General features: G+C 72.4%; 14 protein-coding genes. 12 read left to right on the top strand and 2 right to left on the bottom strand.

The annotated features are described in order from the left end of the window. Positions 1–39: 39 nt before the first annotated feature. Complete coding sequence (locus tag ACYU7H_RS05290; RefSeq protein WP_460813123.1) at positions 40–2,142, bottom strand: tetratricopeptide repeat protein; 2,103 nt, start codon at positions 2,140–2,142, stop codon at positions 40–42. A gap of 8 nt (positions 2,143–2,150) precedes the next feature. Beyond that, positions 2,151–4,349: a hypothetical protein gene (locus ACYU7H_RS05295; protein ID WP_460813124.1), complete on the bottom strand. Its 2,199-nt coding sequence runs from the start codon at positions 4,347–4,349 to the stop codon at positions 2,151–2,153. A 139-nt stretch (positions 4,350–4,488) separates the two neighbouring features. On the opposite strand from ACYU7H_RS05295, the gene clpB reads away from it, so the two are divergent. From clpB to ACYU7H_RS05355, 12 genes are all read left to right on the top strand, one after another. Next, positions 4,489–7,074 carry an ATP-dependent chaperone ClpB gene (gene clpB, locus ACYU7H_RS05300; protein ID WP_460813125.1) on the top strand — a complete coding sequence of 862 codons (2,586 nt, stop codon included), beginning with the start codon at positions 4,489–4,491 and terminating at the stop codon, positions 7,072–7,074. 312 nt (positions 7,075–7,386) lie between these two features. Beyond that, entirely contained in the window at positions 7,387–9,279 is a 1,893-nt protein-coding gene (locus ACYU7H_RS05305; protein WP_460813126.1) for an ABC-F family ATP-binding cassette domain-containing protein, read from the top strand. Next, positions 9,279–9,905 (top strand): hypothetical protein, encoded by a 627-nt coding sequence (locus ACYU7H_RS05310; RefSeq protein WP_460813127.1) that lies wholly within the window; start codon positions 9,279–9,281, stop codon positions 9,903–9,905. The genes ACYU7H_RS05305 and ACYU7H_RS05310 overlap by 1 nt, the downstream gene beginning before the upstream one ends. Before the next feature lie 94 nt (positions 9,906–9,999). Continuing rightward, complete coding sequence (locus ACYU7H_RS05315) at positions 10,000–11,247, top strand: cation:proton antiporter (protein WP_460813128.1); 1,248 nt, start codon at positions 10,000–10,002, stop codon at positions 11,245–11,247. A gap of 34 nt (positions 11,248–11,281) precedes the next feature. Next, the gene (locus ACYU7H_RS05320) at positions 11,282–11,635 is read left to right on the top strand and encodes an FmdB family zinc ribbon protein (protein WP_460813129.1); all 354 of its coding nucleotides are present in this window, start codon (positions 11,282–11,284) and stop codon (positions 11,633–11,635) included. A 116-nt stretch (positions 11,636–11,751) separates the two neighbouring features. After that, on the top strand, positions 11,752–13,536 hold the full coding sequence (gene aspS / locus ACYU7H_RS05325; protein WP_460813130.1) for an aspartate--tRNA ligase: 1,785 nt from the start codon (positions 11,752–11,754) through the stop codon (positions 13,534–13,536). Continuing rightward, positions 13,533–14,069 (top strand): GNAT family N-acetyltransferase, encoded by a 537-nt coding sequence (locus ACYU7H_RS05330; protein ID WP_460813131.1) that lies wholly within the window; start codon positions 13,533–13,535, stop codon positions 14,067–14,069. Before aspS ends, ACYU7H_RS05330 begins: the two co-directional genes overlap by 4 nt. A gap of 30 nt (positions 14,070–14,099) precedes the next feature. Continuing rightward, positions 14,100–14,741 carry an alpha/beta hydrolase gene (locus ACYU7H_RS05335; protein ID WP_460813132.1) on the top strand — a complete coding sequence of 214 codons (642 nt, stop codon included), beginning with the start codon at positions 14,100–14,102 and terminating at the stop codon, positions 14,739–14,741. Between the two features lie 73 nt (positions 14,742–14,814). Further along, positions 14,815–15,555, top strand: coding sequence for a YebC/PmpR family DNA-binding transcriptional regulator (locus ACYU7H_RS05340; RefSeq protein WP_460813133.1), 741 nt, complete (start codon positions 14,815–14,817; stop codon positions 15,553–15,555). Positions 15,556–15,683: 128 nt separating this feature from the next. After that, positions 15,684–16,202, top strand: a complete 519-nt coding sequence (gene ruvC / locus ACYU7H_RS05345; protein WP_460813134.1) for a crossover junction endodeoxyribonuclease RuvC — start codon at positions 15,684–15,686, stop codon at positions 16,200–16,202. A gap of 139 nt (positions 16,203–16,341) precedes the next feature. Then, a complete protein-coding gene (gene ruvA, locus ACYU7H_RS05350) occupies positions 16,342–16,935 on the top strand; it encodes a Holliday junction branch migration protein RuvA (protein ID WP_460813135.1) in 594 nt (197 codons plus the stop codon). A gap of 44 nt (positions 16,936–16,979) precedes the next feature. Next, positions 16,980–18,896: a potassium transporter Kup gene (locus ACYU7H_RS05355; RefSeq protein WP_460813136.1), complete on the top strand. Its 1,917-nt coding sequence runs from the start codon at positions 16,980–16,982 to the stop codon at positions 18,894–18,896. Positions 18,897–18,939: the final 43 nt, after the last annotated feature.

Consider the following 18,939-nt stretch of genomic DNA (forward strand, 5'->3'; position numbering starts at 1 on the left):
CAGCGGGTCCATGCCGCCGTCACCCGGCGCGGCGTCCCGTCAGAGCAGGCCCGCGTTGCGCGCCGCCTCGACCTGCGCCCGGGTCCGCGCCCGGCCGGGCGCGAGGGCCGCGGCGTAGCAGGAATCGGCGCGCACGAGCGCCATCGGCGGCGCGACGTCGAGCCACGGGATGTCCAGGATCCAGCCGGCGGCCACCGCCTCCCGCAGCGCGTCGCAGCTCGCCCCGACATCCCCGAACAGCGCGTGGGCGAGCGCGTCGCTCCATCCCCGGCCGTGGAAGGTCAGTTGCGCATGGGGCCGGCCCACGTTGGCCTCGAGCTGCCGTGCGAGCAGGCGGCGCGCATGCGTGTGGTCGCGCTCGTCGTCGCCCTGGAGCAGTGCGCCGGCGACCAGCAGGCTGTCGACCGCCGGCCGTCCGGCGAGGTCGGGCAACGGCGTCCGGAACAGCTCGGGCACGAGGCCCTCGAGGATCGCGCGCGCCTCGTCGCCCCGGTCGTTGGCGAGCAGGAGCTCGGCGCGCGCCCATTCGTCGGCCGGGTCGCCCTGCTCGACGATCGCGAGCGCGCCCGCGAAGTCGCCCGACAGCACCAGGATGTCGGACCGGGCGTCGGCTGCGAACCGGTGCCCGGGCGCGAGCGCAAGGACGCGCTCGGCGCAGGCCCGGGATTCCTCGAGCGCACCGAACCGTTGCAGGGTGCGGCAGCGTTGCAGGCGCTTCGCGAACGCGTCTGGGTCGAGTGCTTCCTGTGCCTGCATGGCGCGCAACGCGCCAACGAGATCGCCCTGCACTTCGAGCAGTTCCGCGCGCACGCCGTGGGCCGCGGCGAAATCGGGGCGATCCGCGATCAGCGCCGCATTCTCGCGCAGCGCCTGGTCGAACCGCCCCGAGACGGCGATCGCGTATGCGTGCTCGTTGCGGATCACCGGCGACAGGGGATCGAGTGCGCGGGCACGCGAGAAGGCATCGAGCGCGCCCTGCACGTCGCCGCGCTCGTAGAGCAGGAACTCGGCGAACCACTGCTGTCCCGTGGCGTACCCCGGCGCGAGGGCGATGCCCCTGCGGAACGCCTGCTCGGCCGCGTCGAGTTCGCGCCGGCGCTCGAATTCCGCGGCGCGCACGACATGCGCCTCCCCGAGGTCGGGCGCCAGCTCGAGGGCCCGCTCCACGTGGAAGGACCGGCGCTGGCGGCCCGCCTCGTCAAGCGTCGCGTAGGTGTCGATGAGGCTGAGCGCGGTCGCGGCGGCCGCGTGCGCGCGGGCGAATCCGGGATCGATGCCGAGCGCCTTCTCGAAATGGGTGACCGCCGTGCGCATGTCCGCGACGCGGCGCCCCTGCAGCAGGGCCAGGCCCTGCATGTAGGCCTGGTAGGCGGCCACGTCCGTGGTTGGACGGCGCAGCAGGTGGGCCTGTTCCTCCTCGGGCAGGGCCAGGCGCAGGGCGGCCACCACCTCGGTCGCGATCTCGTCCTGGATCGCGAACACGTCCGCCAGCCGGCGGTCGAAGCGGCGCGACCAGACGTGGCTGCCATCGCTGGTGCGCACCAGCTGCGCGGTGATCCGCACCGTGTCGCCGGCCTGCTGCACGCTGCCCTCGAGCAGGTGCGCGACATCGAGGCGGCGCCCGATCTCGCGCACGTCGGTGTTCGTGCCCTTGAACGCGAACGAGGACGTGCGCGCGACCACCTTCAGGTCCTGCACCTGGGCGAGCATGTCCAGCGTGGTCTCGGCCAGGCCGTCGGAGAAGTACTCGTTCGCCGGGTCGCCGCTCATGTTCACGAACGGAAGCACCGCGATCGATCGATCCGGCGCGGAGGCGCCCCCGCGGTAGGCGGGCTGGCCGAACAGGTACCAGCCGATCGCCAGCGCGACGAGCGCCGCGACCGCCGACGCCATCCGCTTGTTGCCCACCCGCCCGCGGGTGACCCGCACGCCATCGGGCGTGAGTTCGAGCGCCCAGGTGAGCGCCAGCACCAGCGGGAAGCCCAGCGCGAACAGCAGGATCAGCACGCGCAGCGCCCACGGCGGGGCCTCGAACGCGGGCAGCGCGATGGAGGCCGCCTCGATCGCGACCCAGGCGACCACGAGGTAGGCCGTCGCCACGCGGGCGACCTTGCGCTGGCGCAGTTCGGCGATGAAGGACACGGCGCGGCCTACGGTCCGCCGGCCTGGCGCGTCGGCACCGGGGGCACCAGCGTGCGCCCGCTGTCGCGCAGGGCGGCGAAGTCCCGCGCGTTGCCCGCGCGCACCTCCGCCATCAGGGCGGCGAAGTCCGCACGGCCGCGCAGCGGCTCGACGAGCGGATCGGGTTGGCCGGCGAACGTTTCCTGCAGGTAGCGCTCGCTGCGCCAGCCCCGGGCGATTTCCTCGCGGAGCAGTGCCACCGCTGCATCGCCCTGCCCGAGCCATGCGAGCGCGGCCACGCGGGGCAACTGGGCGGGCCGGCCCAGAGCGCGTGCACCCTGCCGGGCGGCCTCCTCGACCCGGACGAAGCAGCGGCGTGCCTCGTCCGCCCGCTCCAGCCGGTGGAGCGCGATGCAGACCTCGTTCGCGCCATCGGCCTGCCAGGCGAGGAGGCGGGCCTCCGGGTCGACGAGGTCCGGCGTGAGCCGTGCGCGCAGGTCGAGCAGGGCCTGGTGCTCGCCCGATTCCAGCGCGGCGGACGCCAAGTCGTCGGCGAACTGCTGTTCCAGGCCCGGCCGCGTGGCGAGGAACCGTGCCGCGCCGACGTAGCCCTCGCGGCGTCGCGCTTCCAGCATGGTGAGGTAGTCGCGCATCAGCGGGTGGTCGGAACCGCGCGCGACCGCTTCCATGAGCGCGTCCTGCCGCAGCAGGTTGTACATGTCGTACAGCGGGCCGGTGCAGCCGTATGCCCCGGCGCGCAGGCACCGCTCGACCACGTCCAGCGCCTGCGGGTAGCGGCCGGCGCGCACGTGCAGGCGCGCGAGGTCGAAGTACGGCGGGTAGTGGCGCGGCGCGATGTCGATGGCGCGCTCGAGCACGCGGATCGTCGCCGGCTCATCGCCCAAGTCGTGGTGGATGTCGGCGAGCGTGGCGTACCCCTTCGGGTCGAGCGGCTCCAGGGCGATGTAGCGTTCGGCGAACCGCAGGGCCAACTCGCCGCGGTCGAGGATGCGGGCGGCGTCCGCCGTGTTGAGCTGCAGCAGCGCGTGGTTCGGCGCCTCCTCGGCCAGGGCCTGGTGGGCCGCCAGCACGGCCTCGTAGCCTGCATGCGTCGGCCGCAGGTCGTTGCGCGCGAACGGCACGAGCGCCGCGAGCACGCGGGCATCGATGTGGTCGGGTGCGCGGCTGCTGGCCTCTCGGGAAAGCGCCGCCATCTCCTCCACGGCGTCCTGCCAGCGGATCCGCCCGTACCAGCCCAGCCGCTGCACGGTGTCGGCGAGCGGCAGGTAGGCGGGGATGAACTCCGGGTGGCGTTCGACGACGGGCCGCAGGAGCGCGACCGCACGCTGCATCGAGTCGTCACCGCCTTCACCGATGAGTCCGAGCGCCTCGAGGTACGCGTGCTGCGACGCCGCGCCGAGCGTCGCCGCCGCGGCGGGCGCGGGCAGGATGCTGAGCCGCAGCTTCTGCGCCACCGTGGTCGCGATCTCGCTCTGGATCGCCAGCGCGTCGTCCAGCGTGCGGTCGAACGTCTGCGACCACAGGTGGAAGCCGCCCTCGGCCTCGATCAGCTGCGCGGTGACGCGCAGCGTGTCCCCCTGGCGACGGACGCTTCCCTCGATGACGTGGGCCACCCCGAGTTCACGCGCGATCTGGCGCAGGTCGCGCTCCTCGCCCCGGTAGGAGAACGACGACGTGCGCCCGGCCACCTTGAGGCCGGGCACATTCGCAAGGGAGTTGAGGATCTCCTCCGACAGGCCGTCGGCGAAATGGCCGTCCTGCGGGACCTCGCTCATGCTGACGAAGGGGAGCACGGCGATGCTCGGCTGGGGCGACGCCGGCCCCGCGTCGGCCGCCGCGCCTGCCGTGGCACCGGTCCCGGGCACCATGAGCCGCTGCGCCGCCATGCCCGCGCCCAGACCCAGCACGGCGATCGCCACCAGCAGGGCCCAGTCGCGCTTGCGCGCGGTCGCGGGTGCCGCGGGCGCATCGGAAGCGCGGCCTTCCGGTGCAAGCCCCTCCGGCGTGAGGTTGAACTGCCACGCGAGCAGCAGTGCCAGCGGCAGGCCGAGCGCCAGCAGCAACAGGACCAGCCGCAGCGTCCAGTCGGGCAGGGCGAGCGCCGGCGCCAGGATGTCGGCCAGCTGCAGGAGGACCCACGCCATGCCCAGGTAGACCGCGCCCACCTTCAGGACCTTGCGGCGGGCCAGTTCGCGGATCAGTCGCATGCGCCGCTTCCCACCGGCGCAGGCCGGTCTCAGCGGCGAAAACGCGGCCCGCGCCGCGGTTCGGTCACTTGCATCCGCGCTTCACGCCCGCACCTTGAGGCTGTCGCCGGCCGGGCCGGCCCCCATCCGAGGACCCTCCATGCGCATGGACAAGCTGACGTCGCGCTTCCAGCACGCGCTCGCCGACGCGCAGTCGCTCGCCGTCGGCCGCGACCACAACCTGATCGAACCCGCGCACCTGCTGGCCGCACTGCTGGACCAGTCCGGCGGCGGCACCCGGCCGCTCCTGTCGCAGGCCGGCGTCAACGTGCCGCTGCTGCGCGAACGCGTGGGCGAGATCCTCGAGAAGCTGCCCGCCGTGTCCGGGCAGGCCGGGCAGGTCAGCCTCGGCAACGACCTGGCCCGCCTGTTGAACGTGACCGACAAGCTGGCGCAGCAGCGCGGCGACGCCTTCATCGCGTCCGAACTGTTCCTGCTGGCCGCGCTGGACGATGGCGGGGAGGCCGGCCGCGCGTTCAAGGCCGCGGGCGCGACGAAGCAGAAGATCGAGGCGGCCATCGACGCCATGCGCGGAGGCGAGAAGGTGCAGAGCGAGAACGCGGAGGACCAGCGCCAGGCGCTGGAGAAGTACACCATCGACCTCACCGCGCGCGCGGAATCCGGGAAGCTCGACCCGGTCATCGGCCGCGACGAGGAGATCCGCCGCACGGTGCAGGTGCTGCAGCGGCGCACCAAGAACAACCCGGTGCTGATCGGCGAGCCCGGCGTCGGCAAGACCGCGATCGTCGAGGGCCTGGCCCAGCGCATCATCAACAACGAGGTGCCCGAGGGCCTGCGCGGCAAGCGCCTGCTGTCGCTGGACATGGGCGCGCTGATCGCCGGCGCCAAGTTCCGCGGCGAGTTCGAGGAGCGGCTGAAGGGCGTGCTCAACGACCTGTCGAAGAACGAGGGCCAGATCATCCTGTTCATCGACGAGCTGCACACGATGGTCGGCGCGGGCAAGGCCGAAGGGTCGATGGACGCCGGCAACATGCTCAAGCCGGCGCTCGCGCGCGGCGAGCTGCACTGCATCGGCGCGACCACGCTCGACGAGTACCGCAAGTACGTGGAGAAGGACGCGGCCCTCGAGCGCCGCTTCCAGAAGGTGCTGGTGGGCGAGCCGAGCGTGGAGGACACGATCGCCATCCTGCGCGGGCTCAAGGAGAAGTACGCCGTGCACCACGGCGTGGAGATCACCGACCCGGCCATCGTCGCCGCGGCCACGCTCTCCCACCGCTACATCGCCGACCGCCAGCTGCCGGACAAGGCCATCGACCTGATGGACGAGGCGGCCTCCCGCATCCGCATGGAGATCGATTCCAAGCCAGAGGAGCTCGACCGCAAGGAACGCCGGCTGATCCAGCTCAAGATCCAGCGCGAGGCGCTGAAGAAGGAGAAGGACGCCGAGTCGAAGCAGCGGCTCGCGGACCTGGAGGCGGAGATCGCCACCCTCGAGCGCGAGTACAACGACCTCGAGGAGGTCTGGAAGGCCGAGAAGGCGACCCTGCAGGGCGCCACGAAGATCAAGGAGCGGATCGAGCAGGCCCGCCTGGAACTGGAGGCCGCGCAGCGCCGCCAGGACTACGCGCGCATGAGCGAGATCCAGTACGGCCAGCTGCCGCAGCTGGAGGCCGAGCTCAAGTCCGCGCAGGAGGCCGAACAGCAGGGCTTCACGCTGCTGCAGGACCGCGTGACCGCCGAGGAGATCGCCGAGGTCGTGTCGCGCTGGACCGGCATCCCCGTCTCCAAGATGCTCGAGGGCGAACGCGAGAAGCTGCTGAAGATGGAGGAACAGCTGCAGCGGCGCGTGGTCGGCCAGGCCGAGGCGGTCAAGGCCGTGTCCGACGCGGTGCGCCGCTCGCGCGCGGGCCTGTCGGATCCGAACCGGCCCAGCGGCTCGTTCCTGTTCCTCGGTCCGACAGGCGTGGGCAAGACCGAATTGACCAAGGCGCTGGCGGAGTTCCTGTTCGATTCGTCCGACGCGATGGTGCGCATCGACATGTCGGAGTTCATGGAGAAGCACTCGGTCGCGCGACTCATCGGCGCGCCCCCGGGCTACGTGGGCTACGAGGAGGGCGGCTACCTGACCGAGGCGGTGCGGCGCCGGCCGTACAGCGTGATCCTGCTCGACGAGGTCGAGAAGGCGCACGCGGACGTGTTCAACGTGCTGCTGCAGGTGCTCGACGACGGGCGGCTGACCGACGGGCAGGGGCGCACGGTGGACTTCCGCAACACCGTGATCGTGATGACCTCGAACCTGGGCAGCCAGATGATCCAGGAACTCTCCGGCGACGACTCGGCCGAGTCGTACACGCAGATGAAGGCGGCGGTGATGGGGGCGGTGCAGGCGCACTTCCGGCCGGAGTTCATCAACCGGCTGGACGAGATCGTGGTGTTCCACCCGCTCGACAAGGCGCAGATCCGCGAGATCGCCCGGATCCAGACCCAGTACCTCGGCCGGCGGCTGGCGGAGCGGGGCATCCGCATCGAGCTGGAGCACTCGGCGCTGCAGCTGCTCGGCAACGTCGGCTTCGACCCGGTCTATGGCGCGCGGCCGCTCAAGCGGGCGATCCAGCAGCAACTGGAGAACCCGCTGGCGCAGAAGATCCTGGCCGGCGAGTTCGGCAGCGGGGACACCATCCGGGTCGCCGCGGAGGGTGGCCAGCTGGTGTTCGCGAAGGCCTGAGCCGGCGCGGGCGAATTGCCCCCATCGCCCTCCGGGCACGTCCCCCGCAGGCGGGGAAAGGAACCGCGGCCCTCCCCCTCCCCACAAGCGGGGGGAGGAAGACAGGGCGCCCTCCCCGCGTGCAGCCGAAGGGACTCGGGGGCTCCTTTCCCCCTCGCGGCCGAAGGGACCCGGGGCTCTCTCCCCCGCTCGCGGCCGAAGGGACCCCGGGCTCCCTCCCCCGCTTGCGGGGGAGGGCTGGGGAGGGGGCGCTCCGCCCGCGCGCCCTCCCGCCCGCCGGGCGCCCCGGTCGCCGGCCGGTAGAATGCGCCGATGATCGCTTTCCGCAACTTCGCCCTGCGCCGGGGTGAACGCCTGCTGCTGTCCGACGTCGACCTCGCGATGCACGCGGGCTACCGGGTGGGCGTGGTCGGCCGCAACGGCACCGGCAAGTCGAGCCTGTTCGCGGCCCTGATGGGCGAACTGGAGCCCGACCGCGGCGACATCGACCTGCCCGGCAAGGCCCGCATCGCCTGGGTTGCGCAGGAGACCCCGTCGCTGCCCGACTCGGCGCTCGATTTCGTGCTGTCCGGCGACAGGGTCGTCCATGACGCGGTGCGCGCCGAGGCCGCGGCGGTCGAGGCGGAGGATTGGGAGGCCGTCGCCGAGGCGCACCACCGGCTCGAGGAGGTCGGCGGCTACGACGCCACGGCACGCGCCGGCAAGCTGCTGCACGGTCTCGGCTTCCCCGCCGACACCCACGAGACCCCGGTCTCCGACTTCTCGGGCGGCTGGCGCGTGCGCCTGAACGTCGCGCGCGCGCTGATGACGCCCAGCGACCTGCTGCTGCTCGACGAGCCCACCAACCACCTCGACCTCGACGCCGTCGTCTGGCTGGAGGACTGGCTGCGCCGATACGACGGCACGCTGCTGGTCATCAGCCACGACCGCGAGTTCCTCGACAACGTCACCACCCACACCCTGCACCTGCACGACGGCCGGGCGAAGCTCTACGTGGGCGACTACACGGCCTTCGAGCGCCAGCGCGCCGAACAGCTCCGCCAGCAGCAGATCGCCTTCGAGAAGGAGCAGGCCGAGCGCGCGCACCTGCAGAAGTTCATCGACCGGTTCAAGGCCAAGGCCAGCAAGGCGCGCCAGGCCCAGTCGCGGATGAAGCGGCTGGCCAAGCTCGCCGGCACCGAGGCGGTCCGCGCGGAGCGCTCGCTGCGGATCACGTTCCCGGAGCCGGCGAAGGTGCCGCACACCCTGCTTCAGCTGCGCGAGGCGGACTGCGGTTACCGCGACGCGGCGACCGGCGCGGCAACCACCATCCTGCGCAACGTGGGCTTCACCCTGGAGGCGGGCGACCGCATCGGCCTGCTCGGCGCCAACGGCGCGGGCAAGTCGACGCTGGTGAAGTCGCTCGTGGGCGAATTGCCGTTGCTGTCGGGCGAGCGCCTGGCCCACCCGGAACTGCGGATCGGCTACTTCGCCCAGCACACGGTCGAGTCGCTGCACGCCGGGCAGTCGCCGATCGACCACCTGCGCGACCTGTCGCCCGACACCGCGACGCAGGCCTTCCGCGACTTCCTCGGCAAGTGGAACTTCGCCGGCGACCGCGCGTTCGAGTCGATCGACGGCTTCTCCGGCGGCGAGCGCGCGCGGCTGGCGCTCGCGCTGCTCGCCTGGCGGCAGCCGAACCTGCTGCTGCTCGACGAGCCGACCAACCACCTGGACCTGGACATGCGCGAGGCGCTGGCCGAGGCGCTGGCGGACTTCGAGGGCGCGATCGTGCTGGTCTCGCACGACCGCCACCTGATCGGTCTGGTCAGCGACCGATACGAGCGGGTCGCGCGCGGCCACGTCGCGCCGTTCGACGGCGACCTGGACGAATACACGGCGTGGCTGCGGTCGGGGGCCGGCGATGCCGAGCGCACCGGCCCGGTCGCGCCATCCGCGCCGGCGCCCGCGCCGGCCGCGCCGGCCGCACCCGCCGCTTCCGCGGGCAGGGCCGTCAAGATTAATCCGCAGAAGCTGCGCGAGGCCGAGGCGCGGGTCGCCGGCCTCGAGGCGCGGCTGTCGGACGTCGAGCAGGCGCTCGCCGATCCAGGGGCCTACGCCGGGGGAGGGACGCGTGCCGCGGACCTGACGCGCGAGCAGGCGAAGCTGCGCGGCGAACTCGACGCCGCGGAATCCGAACTCCTGTCGCTGTACGAGGCGGCGTGATGGCACCCGTCGCGCGCGCCTGCGTCCTCGCCCTGGCCACCGCGGCCGCCGCCTGCGCGCATGCGCCGCGTGGCGTCGACGCCACGCGTCCGGCGGTCCACCCGGCCGATGCGTTCCTGGCTCGGATCGCCCGCCACTGCGGCCAGGCGTTCGCCGGCCGTGTCATCGCCGACCGGCCCGCGCCGACCGGCGACGATCCGTTCGCCGGCAAGCCGCTGGTGATGCACGTGCGCGGCTGCGACGACCCGGCGCGGCGGATCGAGATCCCGTTCCACGTCGGCGACGACCGCTCCCGGACGTGGATCCTCACGCGCACCGCCGACGGCTTGCGGCTGAAGCACGACCACCGCCACGCCGACGGCACCGACGATGCGGTGACGATGTACGGCGGCGACACGGCCGGACCCGGGACCGAAGTGCGGCAGGCGTTCCTGGTCGATGCCGAGTCCATCGCGATGTTCCGGCGGGAAGGCCTGTCGGCGTCGGTGACGAACACCTGGGCAATGGAGATTGAACCGGGCGAGCGCTTCGTCTACGAACTCTCGCGACCCGGTGGCCGGCTGTTCCAGGTCGGGTTCGACCTGTCGGCGCCGATCGCGCCGCCGGCGGCACCATGGGGCTGGTGACCCGGGTGGCGCCGCGGGTTGCCACCGCCCGCGGTGGCCGCGACCATGCCCGGGCCGGGCGCGCGCCGCGCCGCGCGTGGGGATGCCGGGACCGATGAGCCGCGAACTGATCTACCTGCTGCTGATCTTCGCCCTGCTGGTCATCCCGCGCATCCTGCAGCGGTTCAAGATCCCCGCGCCGATCACGGCCCTGCTGCTGGGCGTGGGCGCGATGCTGGCCTTCGGCGAGGAGACGCAGGACCCGGTGGTCGTCCTGCTGTCGACGCTCGGCATCTCGTCGCTGTTCCTGTTCGCGGGCCTGGAGGTCGACACGCGGCAGCTGCGGCAGGGCATCGGACCACTGCTGATGCACCTGGCCATCCGCCTGGCGACGCTGGCCGGCGTGGCGTGGCTGGGCTGGGCGTACCTCGGGCTGGGCTGGCAGGCGGCCGCGCTGGTGGCGCTGGCGCTGCTGACGCCCTCGACGGGCTTCATCCTCGACACGCTCGAGCGGCTGGGCCTGGACAAGGAAGAGCGCTTCTGGGTGACCAGCAAGGCGATCGCCGGCGAACTGCTGGCGCTGGGCGCGCTGTTCTTCGTGCTGCTGGCCGACGACCCGGTGCAGCTCGGCATCTCGTCCGCGGCGATGGTCGGCCTGGTCGTGGGCCTGCCGTTCCTGTTCATCGCGCTCGGACGCTGGGTGATGCCGCATGCGCCGGGCTCGGAGTTCTCGCTGCTGGTCATGGTCGGGCTCGTGGCCGCCTACGTTACCTACAAGCTCGGCGTGTACTACCTGACCGGTGCGTTCGTGGCGGGCCTGGCCGCGCGGCTGCTGCACACGCGGATCCCGAAGCTGGCCTCCGACGACAACCTGCACGCGCTCCGGCTGTTCGCGACGTTTTTCGTTCCGTTCTACTTCTTCCATGCCGGCACCGAGGTGTCGCGCGCGGCGCTGTCGTGGGAGGCGCTGGGCATGGGCGTGGCGCTGACCGCGGTGGTGGTGCCGCTGCGGGTCGGCATCGTCTGGGTCCAGCGCCGGCTGGTGTTCGGCAAGCGGGGCCGCAGCAACCTGCGGGTCGCCGTGGCGCTGGCGCCGACGCTGGTGTTCACGCTGGTGCTGGCGCACATCCTGCAGACGCGCTTCGCCGTCGACGACGCGCTGATCGGCGCGCTGATCCTCTACACGGTGATCAACACGATGCTGCCCTCGCTGCTGCTGCGGGCGCCGTTCGACATCGACCCGCTGGACGACCGCGACCTGCGGCACCCCGAGGACGCCCTGCCGGCCGCGGCCGAGGCGCCCAGGCCCGCGCCGCCCGAAGGGGTTGAAGCCCCGGGCGGCGCCCCCACCATGCGCGACTGAGCGCGGGTCGACCCCGCCGACAGAACGACCGACCATGCCGATCTACGCCTTCGCCTGCGCCGCCTGCGGGCACGACTTCGACCGCCTCCAGAAGCTGTCCGACCCCGACCCGGCCGAATGCCCCGCCTGCGGCCAGGCCGCGGTGCGCCGGCAGCTGACCGCGCCCGCCTTCCGCCTGGCCGGCAGCGGCTGGTACGAGACCGACTTCAAGAAGGACGGCGACCGCAAGCGCAACCTCGCCGGCAGCGAGGGCGGGGAGGGGGCCAAGGCGGCCGGTTCCACGGGCGACGCCGCCGCGAAGCCCGACGCGGGCGGCAAGAAGGAGGCGGCTCCCGCCGCGAAGGCCGCCGCCCCCGCCAAGGCCGACGCGGGCGCCAAGCCGGCCTGAGCGGCCACGGCCCCGCCGCTCGGTCCGCGCGCGGCGCCACGCTAGACTAGGCGGCTTTCCGGCGCGTCCCGCCGGGCCCGCGGCGCGTTGCCGCCGGGCGCACCCCTGGAGCCTGCATGCGTACCCATTTCTGCGGCCGGATCGACGAGGCCATGGTCGGCCAGACCGTCACCCTGTGCGGCTGGGCCGACGTCGCCCGCGACCTCGGCCACCTGGTCTTCATCGACCTGCGCGACCACGAAGGCATCGTCCAGGTCGTGGCCGAGCCCGAGGCGGGCGTCGAGGGCAACGCCGAGGCGCGTGCCGCCGCGGCGGACGTCGGCTACGAGGACTGCCTTCGCATCACCGGCGTCGTGCGCCCCCGCGAGTCGCCGAACCCGAAGATCCCCACCGGCCAGGTCGAGGTCGTCGCGCGCCGCATCGAGGTACTCAACAAGGCCGCGCCGCTGCCGTTCCACGCCCACGAGAACCCGGGCGAGGACATCCGCCTGCAGTACCGCTACCTCGACCTGCGCACCCCGGACATGCAGCGCAAGATGCGCACGCGCACCAGGCTCGTGCAGGCACTGCGCCGCTGGCTGGACGCGCGGGGCTTCCAGGACATCGAGACCCCGATCCTCACCAAGGCGACGCCCGAGGGCGCGCGCGACTTCCTGGTGCCGGCGCGCATGCACCCGGGCGAGTTCTACGCGCTGCCGCAGAGCCCGCAGCTGTTCAAGCAGATCCTGATGGTCGCGGGCTTCGACCGCTACTACCAGATCGCGCGCTGCTTCCGCGACGAGGCGCTGCGCGCCGACCGCCAGCTCGAGTTCACCCAGCTGGACATGGAGTTCGCGTGGGTCGGCGAACGCGACGTGCAGGACACGGTCGAGGCCATGGTTCGCGACGTGTTCAAGGAGGTCGTCGACGTCGACCTCGGCGCGTTCCCGCGCATGACCTACGCCGAAGCCATGCGCCGCTACGGATCGGACAAGCCGGACCTGCGCATCGACCTGGAGCTGGTCGACATCGCCGGGGTGGTCAAGGGCTGCGAATTCAAGGTGTTCGCCGACTGGGCGAACGACGCCGGCGGCCGCGTCGTCGCGCTGCGCGCGCCGGGTGGCGCGTCGCTGTCGCGCAAGCAGATCGACGAGCTGGGCGCGCACGCCGCCAAGTACGGTGCCAAGGGCCTGGCGTGGATGAAGGTCGAGGCCGCGGGGCAGGGCACGGGCGGGGTCAACTCGCCGATCGCCAAGTTCCTCGACGACGCGACGGTGGACGCGATCGTGTCCGCGGCCGGCGCACGGGCCGGCGACCTGCTGCTGTTCGGCGCCGGTCCCGCCGCGACCGCCTCCGACTTCATGGGCGCCGTGCGCCTGAAGCTCGGCAGGGACCTGGGCCTGGTCGGCGACGGCTGGAAACCGCTGTGGGTCACCGACTTCCCGATGTTCGAGTGGGACGACCAGGCGCAGCGGTACGTGGCGTTGCACCATCCGTTCACCGCGCCGGCGGTCGACGACATCGCCGACCTGCGCGCCAACGCCCGCACCGCGGTGAGCCGCGGCTACGACCTGGTGCTCAACGGCAACGAGATCGGCGGCGGGTCGATCCGCATCCACCGGCCGGAGATGCAGGCGGCGGTGTTCGAACTGCTCGGCATCGGCGCCGACGAGCAGCGGGCCAAGTTCGGCTTCCTGCTCGACGCGCTGAAGTACGGCGCGCCGCCGCACGGCGGCATCGCGTTCGGCATCGACCGCATCGCCGCGCTGATGGCCGGCACCGAGTCGATCCGCGACGTCATCGCCTTCCCGAAGACCACCACCGCGCAGTGCCCGATGACCGGCGCGCCGTCGCCGATCGACGACGCGCAGCTGGCCGAGGTGCACGTGCAGGTGCGCCCCAAGGCCGGCGGGCCGGCGTGACCGGCGCCGGGGACGGCTACGCGATCCGGCGGGCCACGCCCGCCGACGCCGGCGTCCTCGCCCGGCTCGCGGCCGCGACCTTCACCGAGACCTTCGGCCACCTGTATCCGCGCGAGGACCTCGATGCGTTCCTCGCGCTCGCCTATCCGGAGTCCCGGCAGGCGACGCTGCTGGCCGACCCCGCGCAGGCCGCCTGGCTGCTCGAGCGCGATGGCGAGGCGGTGGGCCATGCCGCCGCCGGCCCGTGCACGCTCCCGCATCCGGACGTCGCGCACGGCGACGGCGAACTGAAGCGCCTGTACGTGCTGCGCACGCACCAGGGCGGCGGCCGCGGCACGCGCCTGTGCCGCGTGGCCCTCGACTGGCTCCTGGCCGACGGTGCGCGCACGCTCTGGATCGGCGTGTGGTCGGAGAACCTCGGCGCGCAGCGGCTGTACGCCCGCCACGGGTTCGAACACGTCGGCGAGTACGAATTCCCCGTCGGCCGCGTGCGGGACCGCGAGTTCATCCTGCGGCGCCCCGCCGACGCCTGACCCGGGCGCCTGCGGCACAATCGGCCGCGCATGCCGATCGCGCACGATTCCGCCGACGCGCCCCCCGGGGTCCTCCTGGTCCACGGCCTGTGGATGCCCGCGCTAGCGATGCAGCCGCTGGCGCGCCGCCTGTCGAAGGCGGGCTTCGAGACGTCCCTGTTCGGCTACGACGCGGTGCTCCGGGGTCCCGAGGCGGCCATCGGGCGCCTCGCCGACCGCCTGCGGGGCGGGCCCATGCGCGACATCGTGGCGCACAGCCTCGGCGGGCTGGTCACGCTGCGGGCACTGGAATGCGAGCCGGGACTGCCGGTGCGCCGGGTCGTGTGCCTGGGCTCGCCCCTGTGCGGGAGCGCCGCGGCGAGCGGCCTGGCGCGGCATTTCGTGCTCGGCCGGGCGCTCGGCCGCAGCGCCGCGCTCCTCGGCCGGGGCTGCGGTCCGTGGCGCGGCGCGGCGGAGGTGGGCATGGTCGCCGGGCGCATGCCACTGGGCCTGGGGCGCGTGTTCGCCGGCTTCGCGGGCGACAGCGACGGCACGGTGGGGGTCGACGAGACGCGGCTGGAGGGCCTCGCCGACCACGTGGTCGTGGCCGCCAGCCACAGCACGATGCTGCTCTCGGCGGAAGTCGCCGCGCAGGTGGAGGCCTTCCTGCGCACCGGGCGCTTCCGTCGCTGACGGGGCGGCGGCGGTTCAACCGCGCGGCCCCGATCCCTATAATCCCGCGCTTGCCCGAGCAGCCAGACCCCCCATGGCCGGCCATTCCAAGTGGGCGAACATCCAGCACCGCAAGGGCGCGCAGGACGCCAAGCGCGGCAAGATGTTCACCAAGATCATCCGCGAGATCTCCGTGGCGGCGCGCGCCGGCGGCGGTGACCCGTCGAACAACCCGCGCCTGCGCGCGGCGATCGACAAGGCGCTGTCGAACAACATGTCCAAGGACGTGGTCGAGCGCGCCATCAGGAAGGCGACCGGCGAGCTCGAGGGCGTCAGCTACGAGGAGATCCGCTACGAAGGCTACGCCCCGGGCGGGGTCGCCGTGATCGTCGACTGCCTGACCGACAACAAGGTGCGGACCGTGGCCGACGTCCGCCATGCGTTCGGCAAGTTCGGCGGCAACCTCGGCACCGACGGCTCGGTGGCCTTCATGTTCAACAAGGTCGGCGTGATCAGCTTCGCGCCCGGCAGCGACGAGGCGGCGGTGACCGAGGCCGCCATCGAAGCCGGCGCCGAGGACGTGGTGCCCTATCCGGAGGACGGCTCGATCGACGTGCTGGCCACGCCGGACGACTTCGCCGCGGTGCGCGACGCGATGCAGGCCGCCGGCCTGGCGCCGGCGCAGGCGGAAGTCACCTGGCGCGCGGACAACGACGTGGCGGTGGCGGGCGAGACCGCGCAGCAGGTCGCCAGGCTGCTCGACTGGCTCGAGGACCTCGACGACGTGCAGAACGTCTACTCCAATGCCGACCTGGGCGAGGACGCCTACGCCTGAAGGGCGTAGCCTGTCGACGTGCTCCACCTTCCCAAGCGAATGTCCTCCCGGCGAATGACGCCCCCCGGCGCGCGAGCCGCCGCCCGGTGGCGCGATGGCGCCGCCCGCCGCGTGCGCGGAGCCCGCGCGTGAGGATCCTGGGGATCGATCCGGGGTCGCAACGCACCGGCGTCGGCGTGATCGACGTCGACGCCACCGGCAAGTCCCGCTTCGTCCATTGCGAGGCGCTGCGCCTGCTCGACGCCGAGGACTTCCCGCAACGCCTTGGCCTGCTGTGCGAGGGGCTGGAGCGCGTGCTGGACGCCTGGTCGCCCGACCACGTCGCGATCGAAACCGTGTTCATGGACAAGTCCGCGACCTCCGCGCTCAAGCTCGGCCACGCGCGCGGCGCGGCGATCGCCACGGTCGTGCGCAGGCGCCTGGGCGTCAGCGAATATCCGCCGCGCGTGGTCAAGCAGTCGCTGGTGGGCCGGGGGGCCGCGGACAAGACGCAGGTGCAGCACATGGTGCGGCTGCTGCTGGACCTGGGCGATTCGAAGCTGCAGGCGGACGCCGCCGATGCGCTCGCGGTCGCGCTTACCCATGCGCACATGAGCGCGACCGCCGGCCGCGCCGGCATCAGCGTGGCCATGCTGAGGCGGCGATGATGGCCGGACAGCGATGCCCTCCCCTACGAATGCAGGGGAGGGCCGGGGAGGGGTGCTCTTCGCCCACGCGGCCAGGGGCACCCCCTCCCAACCTCCCCCTGCGGTTGCAGGGGGAGGGGTCATTCGCGGGAGGATCGATGTGATCGGACGGTTGAAGGGCATCGTCGTGCACAAGCAGCCGCCGTGGCTGGTGGTGGACGTGGGCGGCGTGGGCTACGAGCTCGAGGCGCCGATGAGCACGTTCTACGACCTGCCGGACGTCGGCCGGGAGGTCGCGCTGTTCACCCACTACGCGCAGAAGGAGGACAGCGTGTCGCTGTACGGCTTCCTGCGCGAGGCCGAGCGGCGCCTGTTCCGCGACGTGCAGAAGGTGTCGGGCATCGGCGCGAAGATCGCGCTGGCGGTGCTGTCGGGCGTGCCGGTCGAGGAATTCGCGCGGCTGGTGCAGGCCGGCGACGTCACGGCCCTGACGCGCATCCCGGGCATCGGCAAGAAGACCGCCGAGCGCATGGTCGTCGAGCTGCGCGACCGGGCGGCGGATTTCGCCGGCGCGGGCGCCATCACCGGCGGGGCGGGCGGCGTGCCGCAGGATCCGCAGGGCGAAGCCGTCGTCGCGCTGCAGCAGCTCGGCTACAAGCCCGCCGAGGCCGCCCGCATGGCGCGCGACGCCACGGCCGCGGGAGACGACGCCGCCACCATCATCCGGAAGGCCCTCCAGGCCGCGCTGCGCTGACGCGCGGCGAGCACGATCCATCGCACGCTGACAGGGGACGCGAGATGGCATCCAACACCACCCACGCCGGGCACGGTGCGCACGCGAGGATCGGGCTGTTCGGCCTGGTGGTCGGCGCGATCGGCGTCGTGTTCGGCGACATCGGCACCAGCCCGCTGTACACGATCCGCGAGGCCTTCAGCCCGCACTACGGGCTGGTCGCCGACCACGACACGGTGCTCGGCGTGCTGTCGATGATCTTCTGGGCGCTGATGCTGGTGGTCACGCTCAAGTACGTGACCATCGTGATGCGCGCCGACAACGACGGCGAGGGCGGCATCATGGCGCTGATGGCGCTGGCCCAGCGCAGCCTGCCGCGCGGCGGGCGCGCGGCGTACGTGGTCGGCATCCTCGGCGTCTTCGGCGCCTCGCTGTTCTTCGGCGACGGGGTGATCACGCCGGCGATCTCGGTGATGTCCGCGGTCGAGGGGCTGGAGGTGGCCGCGCCGCAGCTCAGCGACTGGGTCATCCCCATCTCGCTCATCGTGCTGGTCGCGCTGTTCGCGACGCAGCGCTACGGCACCGAGAAGGTCGGCCGCGTCTTCGGCCCGGTGACGGTGGTGTGGTTCGCCGTCCTCGCGGTGCTCGGCGTGGTCAACATCACCCACGAACCGGAGGTCCTGCAGGCGATCAACCCTGCCTGGGCGCTGGGCTTCTTCGCGGACCACCACTGGGGCGGCATCTTCATCCTCGGCGCGGTGGTGCTGGCGGTCACCGGCGGCGAGGCGATCTACACGGACATGGGCCACTTCGGCGCCAGGCCCATCCGCTACGCCTGGTACTTCTTCGTCCTGCCGTCGCTGATGCTCAACTACCTCGGCCAGGGGGCGCTGGTGCTCGAGGACCCGGCGGCGGTGCGCAACCCGTTCTACCTCGGCGTCCCCGAATGGGGCCGGATGCCGATGGTCGCCCTCGCCACGGCGGCCACGGTGATCGCGTCGCAGGCGGTGATCACCGGCGGCTTCTCGGTGGCGCGGCAGGCGATGCAGCTCGGCTACATCCCGCGGATGCAGATCCTGCATACCTCGCGCGAGACGATCGGCCAGATCTACATCCCGGCGATCAACTGGTCGATGCTCGTGATCGTGGTGGGGCTGGTCGTCGGCTTCGGCAGCTCGTCCGCGCTGGCGACCGCCTACGGCATCTCGGTGTCGCTGACGATGCTGATCGACACCGGCCTGCTCGCGCTGGTCGCCTACGCGCTCTGGCCGCGGTGGCGGCTGTGGGTGCTGCCGCTGTGCGTGCTGTTCTTCGTCATCGACCTGGGCTTCGTGACCGCCAACCTGGCCAAGATCCTGCTCGGCGGCTGGTTCCCGGTGGTGCTGGGCATCGCGCTGTTCACCCTGTTGCGCACCTGGCGCCACGGGCGGCAGATCCTGCACGAGGAAGTGCGCCAGGAAGGCATCGGCATGGATACCTTCCTGCCCGGCCTGATGCTCGCCCCGCCCACGCGCGTCCCGGGCACCGCGATCTTCCTGACGGCCGACCGGGACGTGGTCCCGCATGCGCTGATGCACAACCTCAAGCACAACAAGGTGCTGCACGAGCGGAACGTGTTCCTGACCGTCGAGACGCTGGAGAAGCCCTACGCGGCCATCGGCGACCGACTGCGGATCGACTCGATCGCCGGCGAGGACTTCTACCGCGTGATCGTGCGCTTCGGGTTCATGGAGGCCCCGGACGTGCCCTTGGCGCTGATGCGCAGTTGCGACGCCGGCGGGATCCATTTCGACCCCATGGACACGACGTACTTCGCCAGCCGCGAGACCATCGTGGCCGGCGCGGCGCGCCGCCGCCGGGGCATGCCGATGTGGCGCGACAAGCTCTTCTCGATCATGCACCGGAATGCCGCGCCGGCCAGCAACTTCTTCCGCATCCCGGGCAACCGGCTGGTCGAGCTGGGCGCGCAGGTGGAGATCTGAGCCCGGGCCTGCCGCGCGGGGTGCCGGGATGGTGCCGGTGCCG

The organism is Luteimonas pelagia, assembly GCF_054776035.1.

Excerpts from the sequence above, each read along its gene's own strand:
- ACYU7H_RS05340 (WP_460813133.1), top strand. The coding sequence starts at position 14,815 with ATGGCCGGCCATTCCAAGTGGGCGAACATCCAGCACCGCAAGGGCGCG.
- ACYU7H_RS05305 (WP_460813126.1), top strand. The coding sequence starts at position 7,387 with ATGATCGCTTTCCGCAACTTCGCCCTGCGCCGGGGTGAACGCCTGCTG.
- ACYU7H_RS05295 (WP_460813124.1), bottom strand. The coding sequence starts at position 4,349 with ATGCGACTGATCCGCGAACTGGCCCGCCGCAAGGTCCTGAAGGTGGGC.
- ACYU7H_RS05310 (WP_460813127.1), top strand. The coding sequence starts at position 9,279 with ATGGCACCCGTCGCGCGCGCCTGCGTCCTCGCCCTGGCCACCGCGGCC.
- ACYU7H_RS05355 (WP_460813136.1), top strand. The coding sequence starts at position 16,980 with ATGGCATCCAACACCACCCACGCCGGGCACGGTGCGCACGCGAGGATC.
- ACYU7H_RS05335 (WP_460813132.1), top strand. The coding sequence starts at position 14,100 with ATGCCGATCGCGCACGATTCCGCCGACGCGCCCCCCGGGGTCCTCCTG.
- aspS (WP_460813130.1), top strand. The coding sequence starts at position 11,752 with ATGCGTACCCATTTCTGCGGCCGGATCGACGAGGCCATGGTCGGCCAG.
- ACYU7H_RS05320 (WP_460813129.1), top strand. The coding sequence starts at position 11,282 with ATGCCGATCTACGCCTTCGCCTGCGCCGCCTGCGGGCACGACTTCGAC.
- clpB (WP_460813125.1), top strand. The coding sequence starts at position 4,489 with ATGCGCATGGACAAGCTGACGTCGCGCTTCCAGCACGCGCTCGCCGAC.
- ACYU7H_RS05315 (WP_460813128.1), top strand. The coding sequence starts at position 10,000 with ATGAGCCGCGAACTGATCTACCTGCTGCTGATCTTCGCCCTGCTGGTC.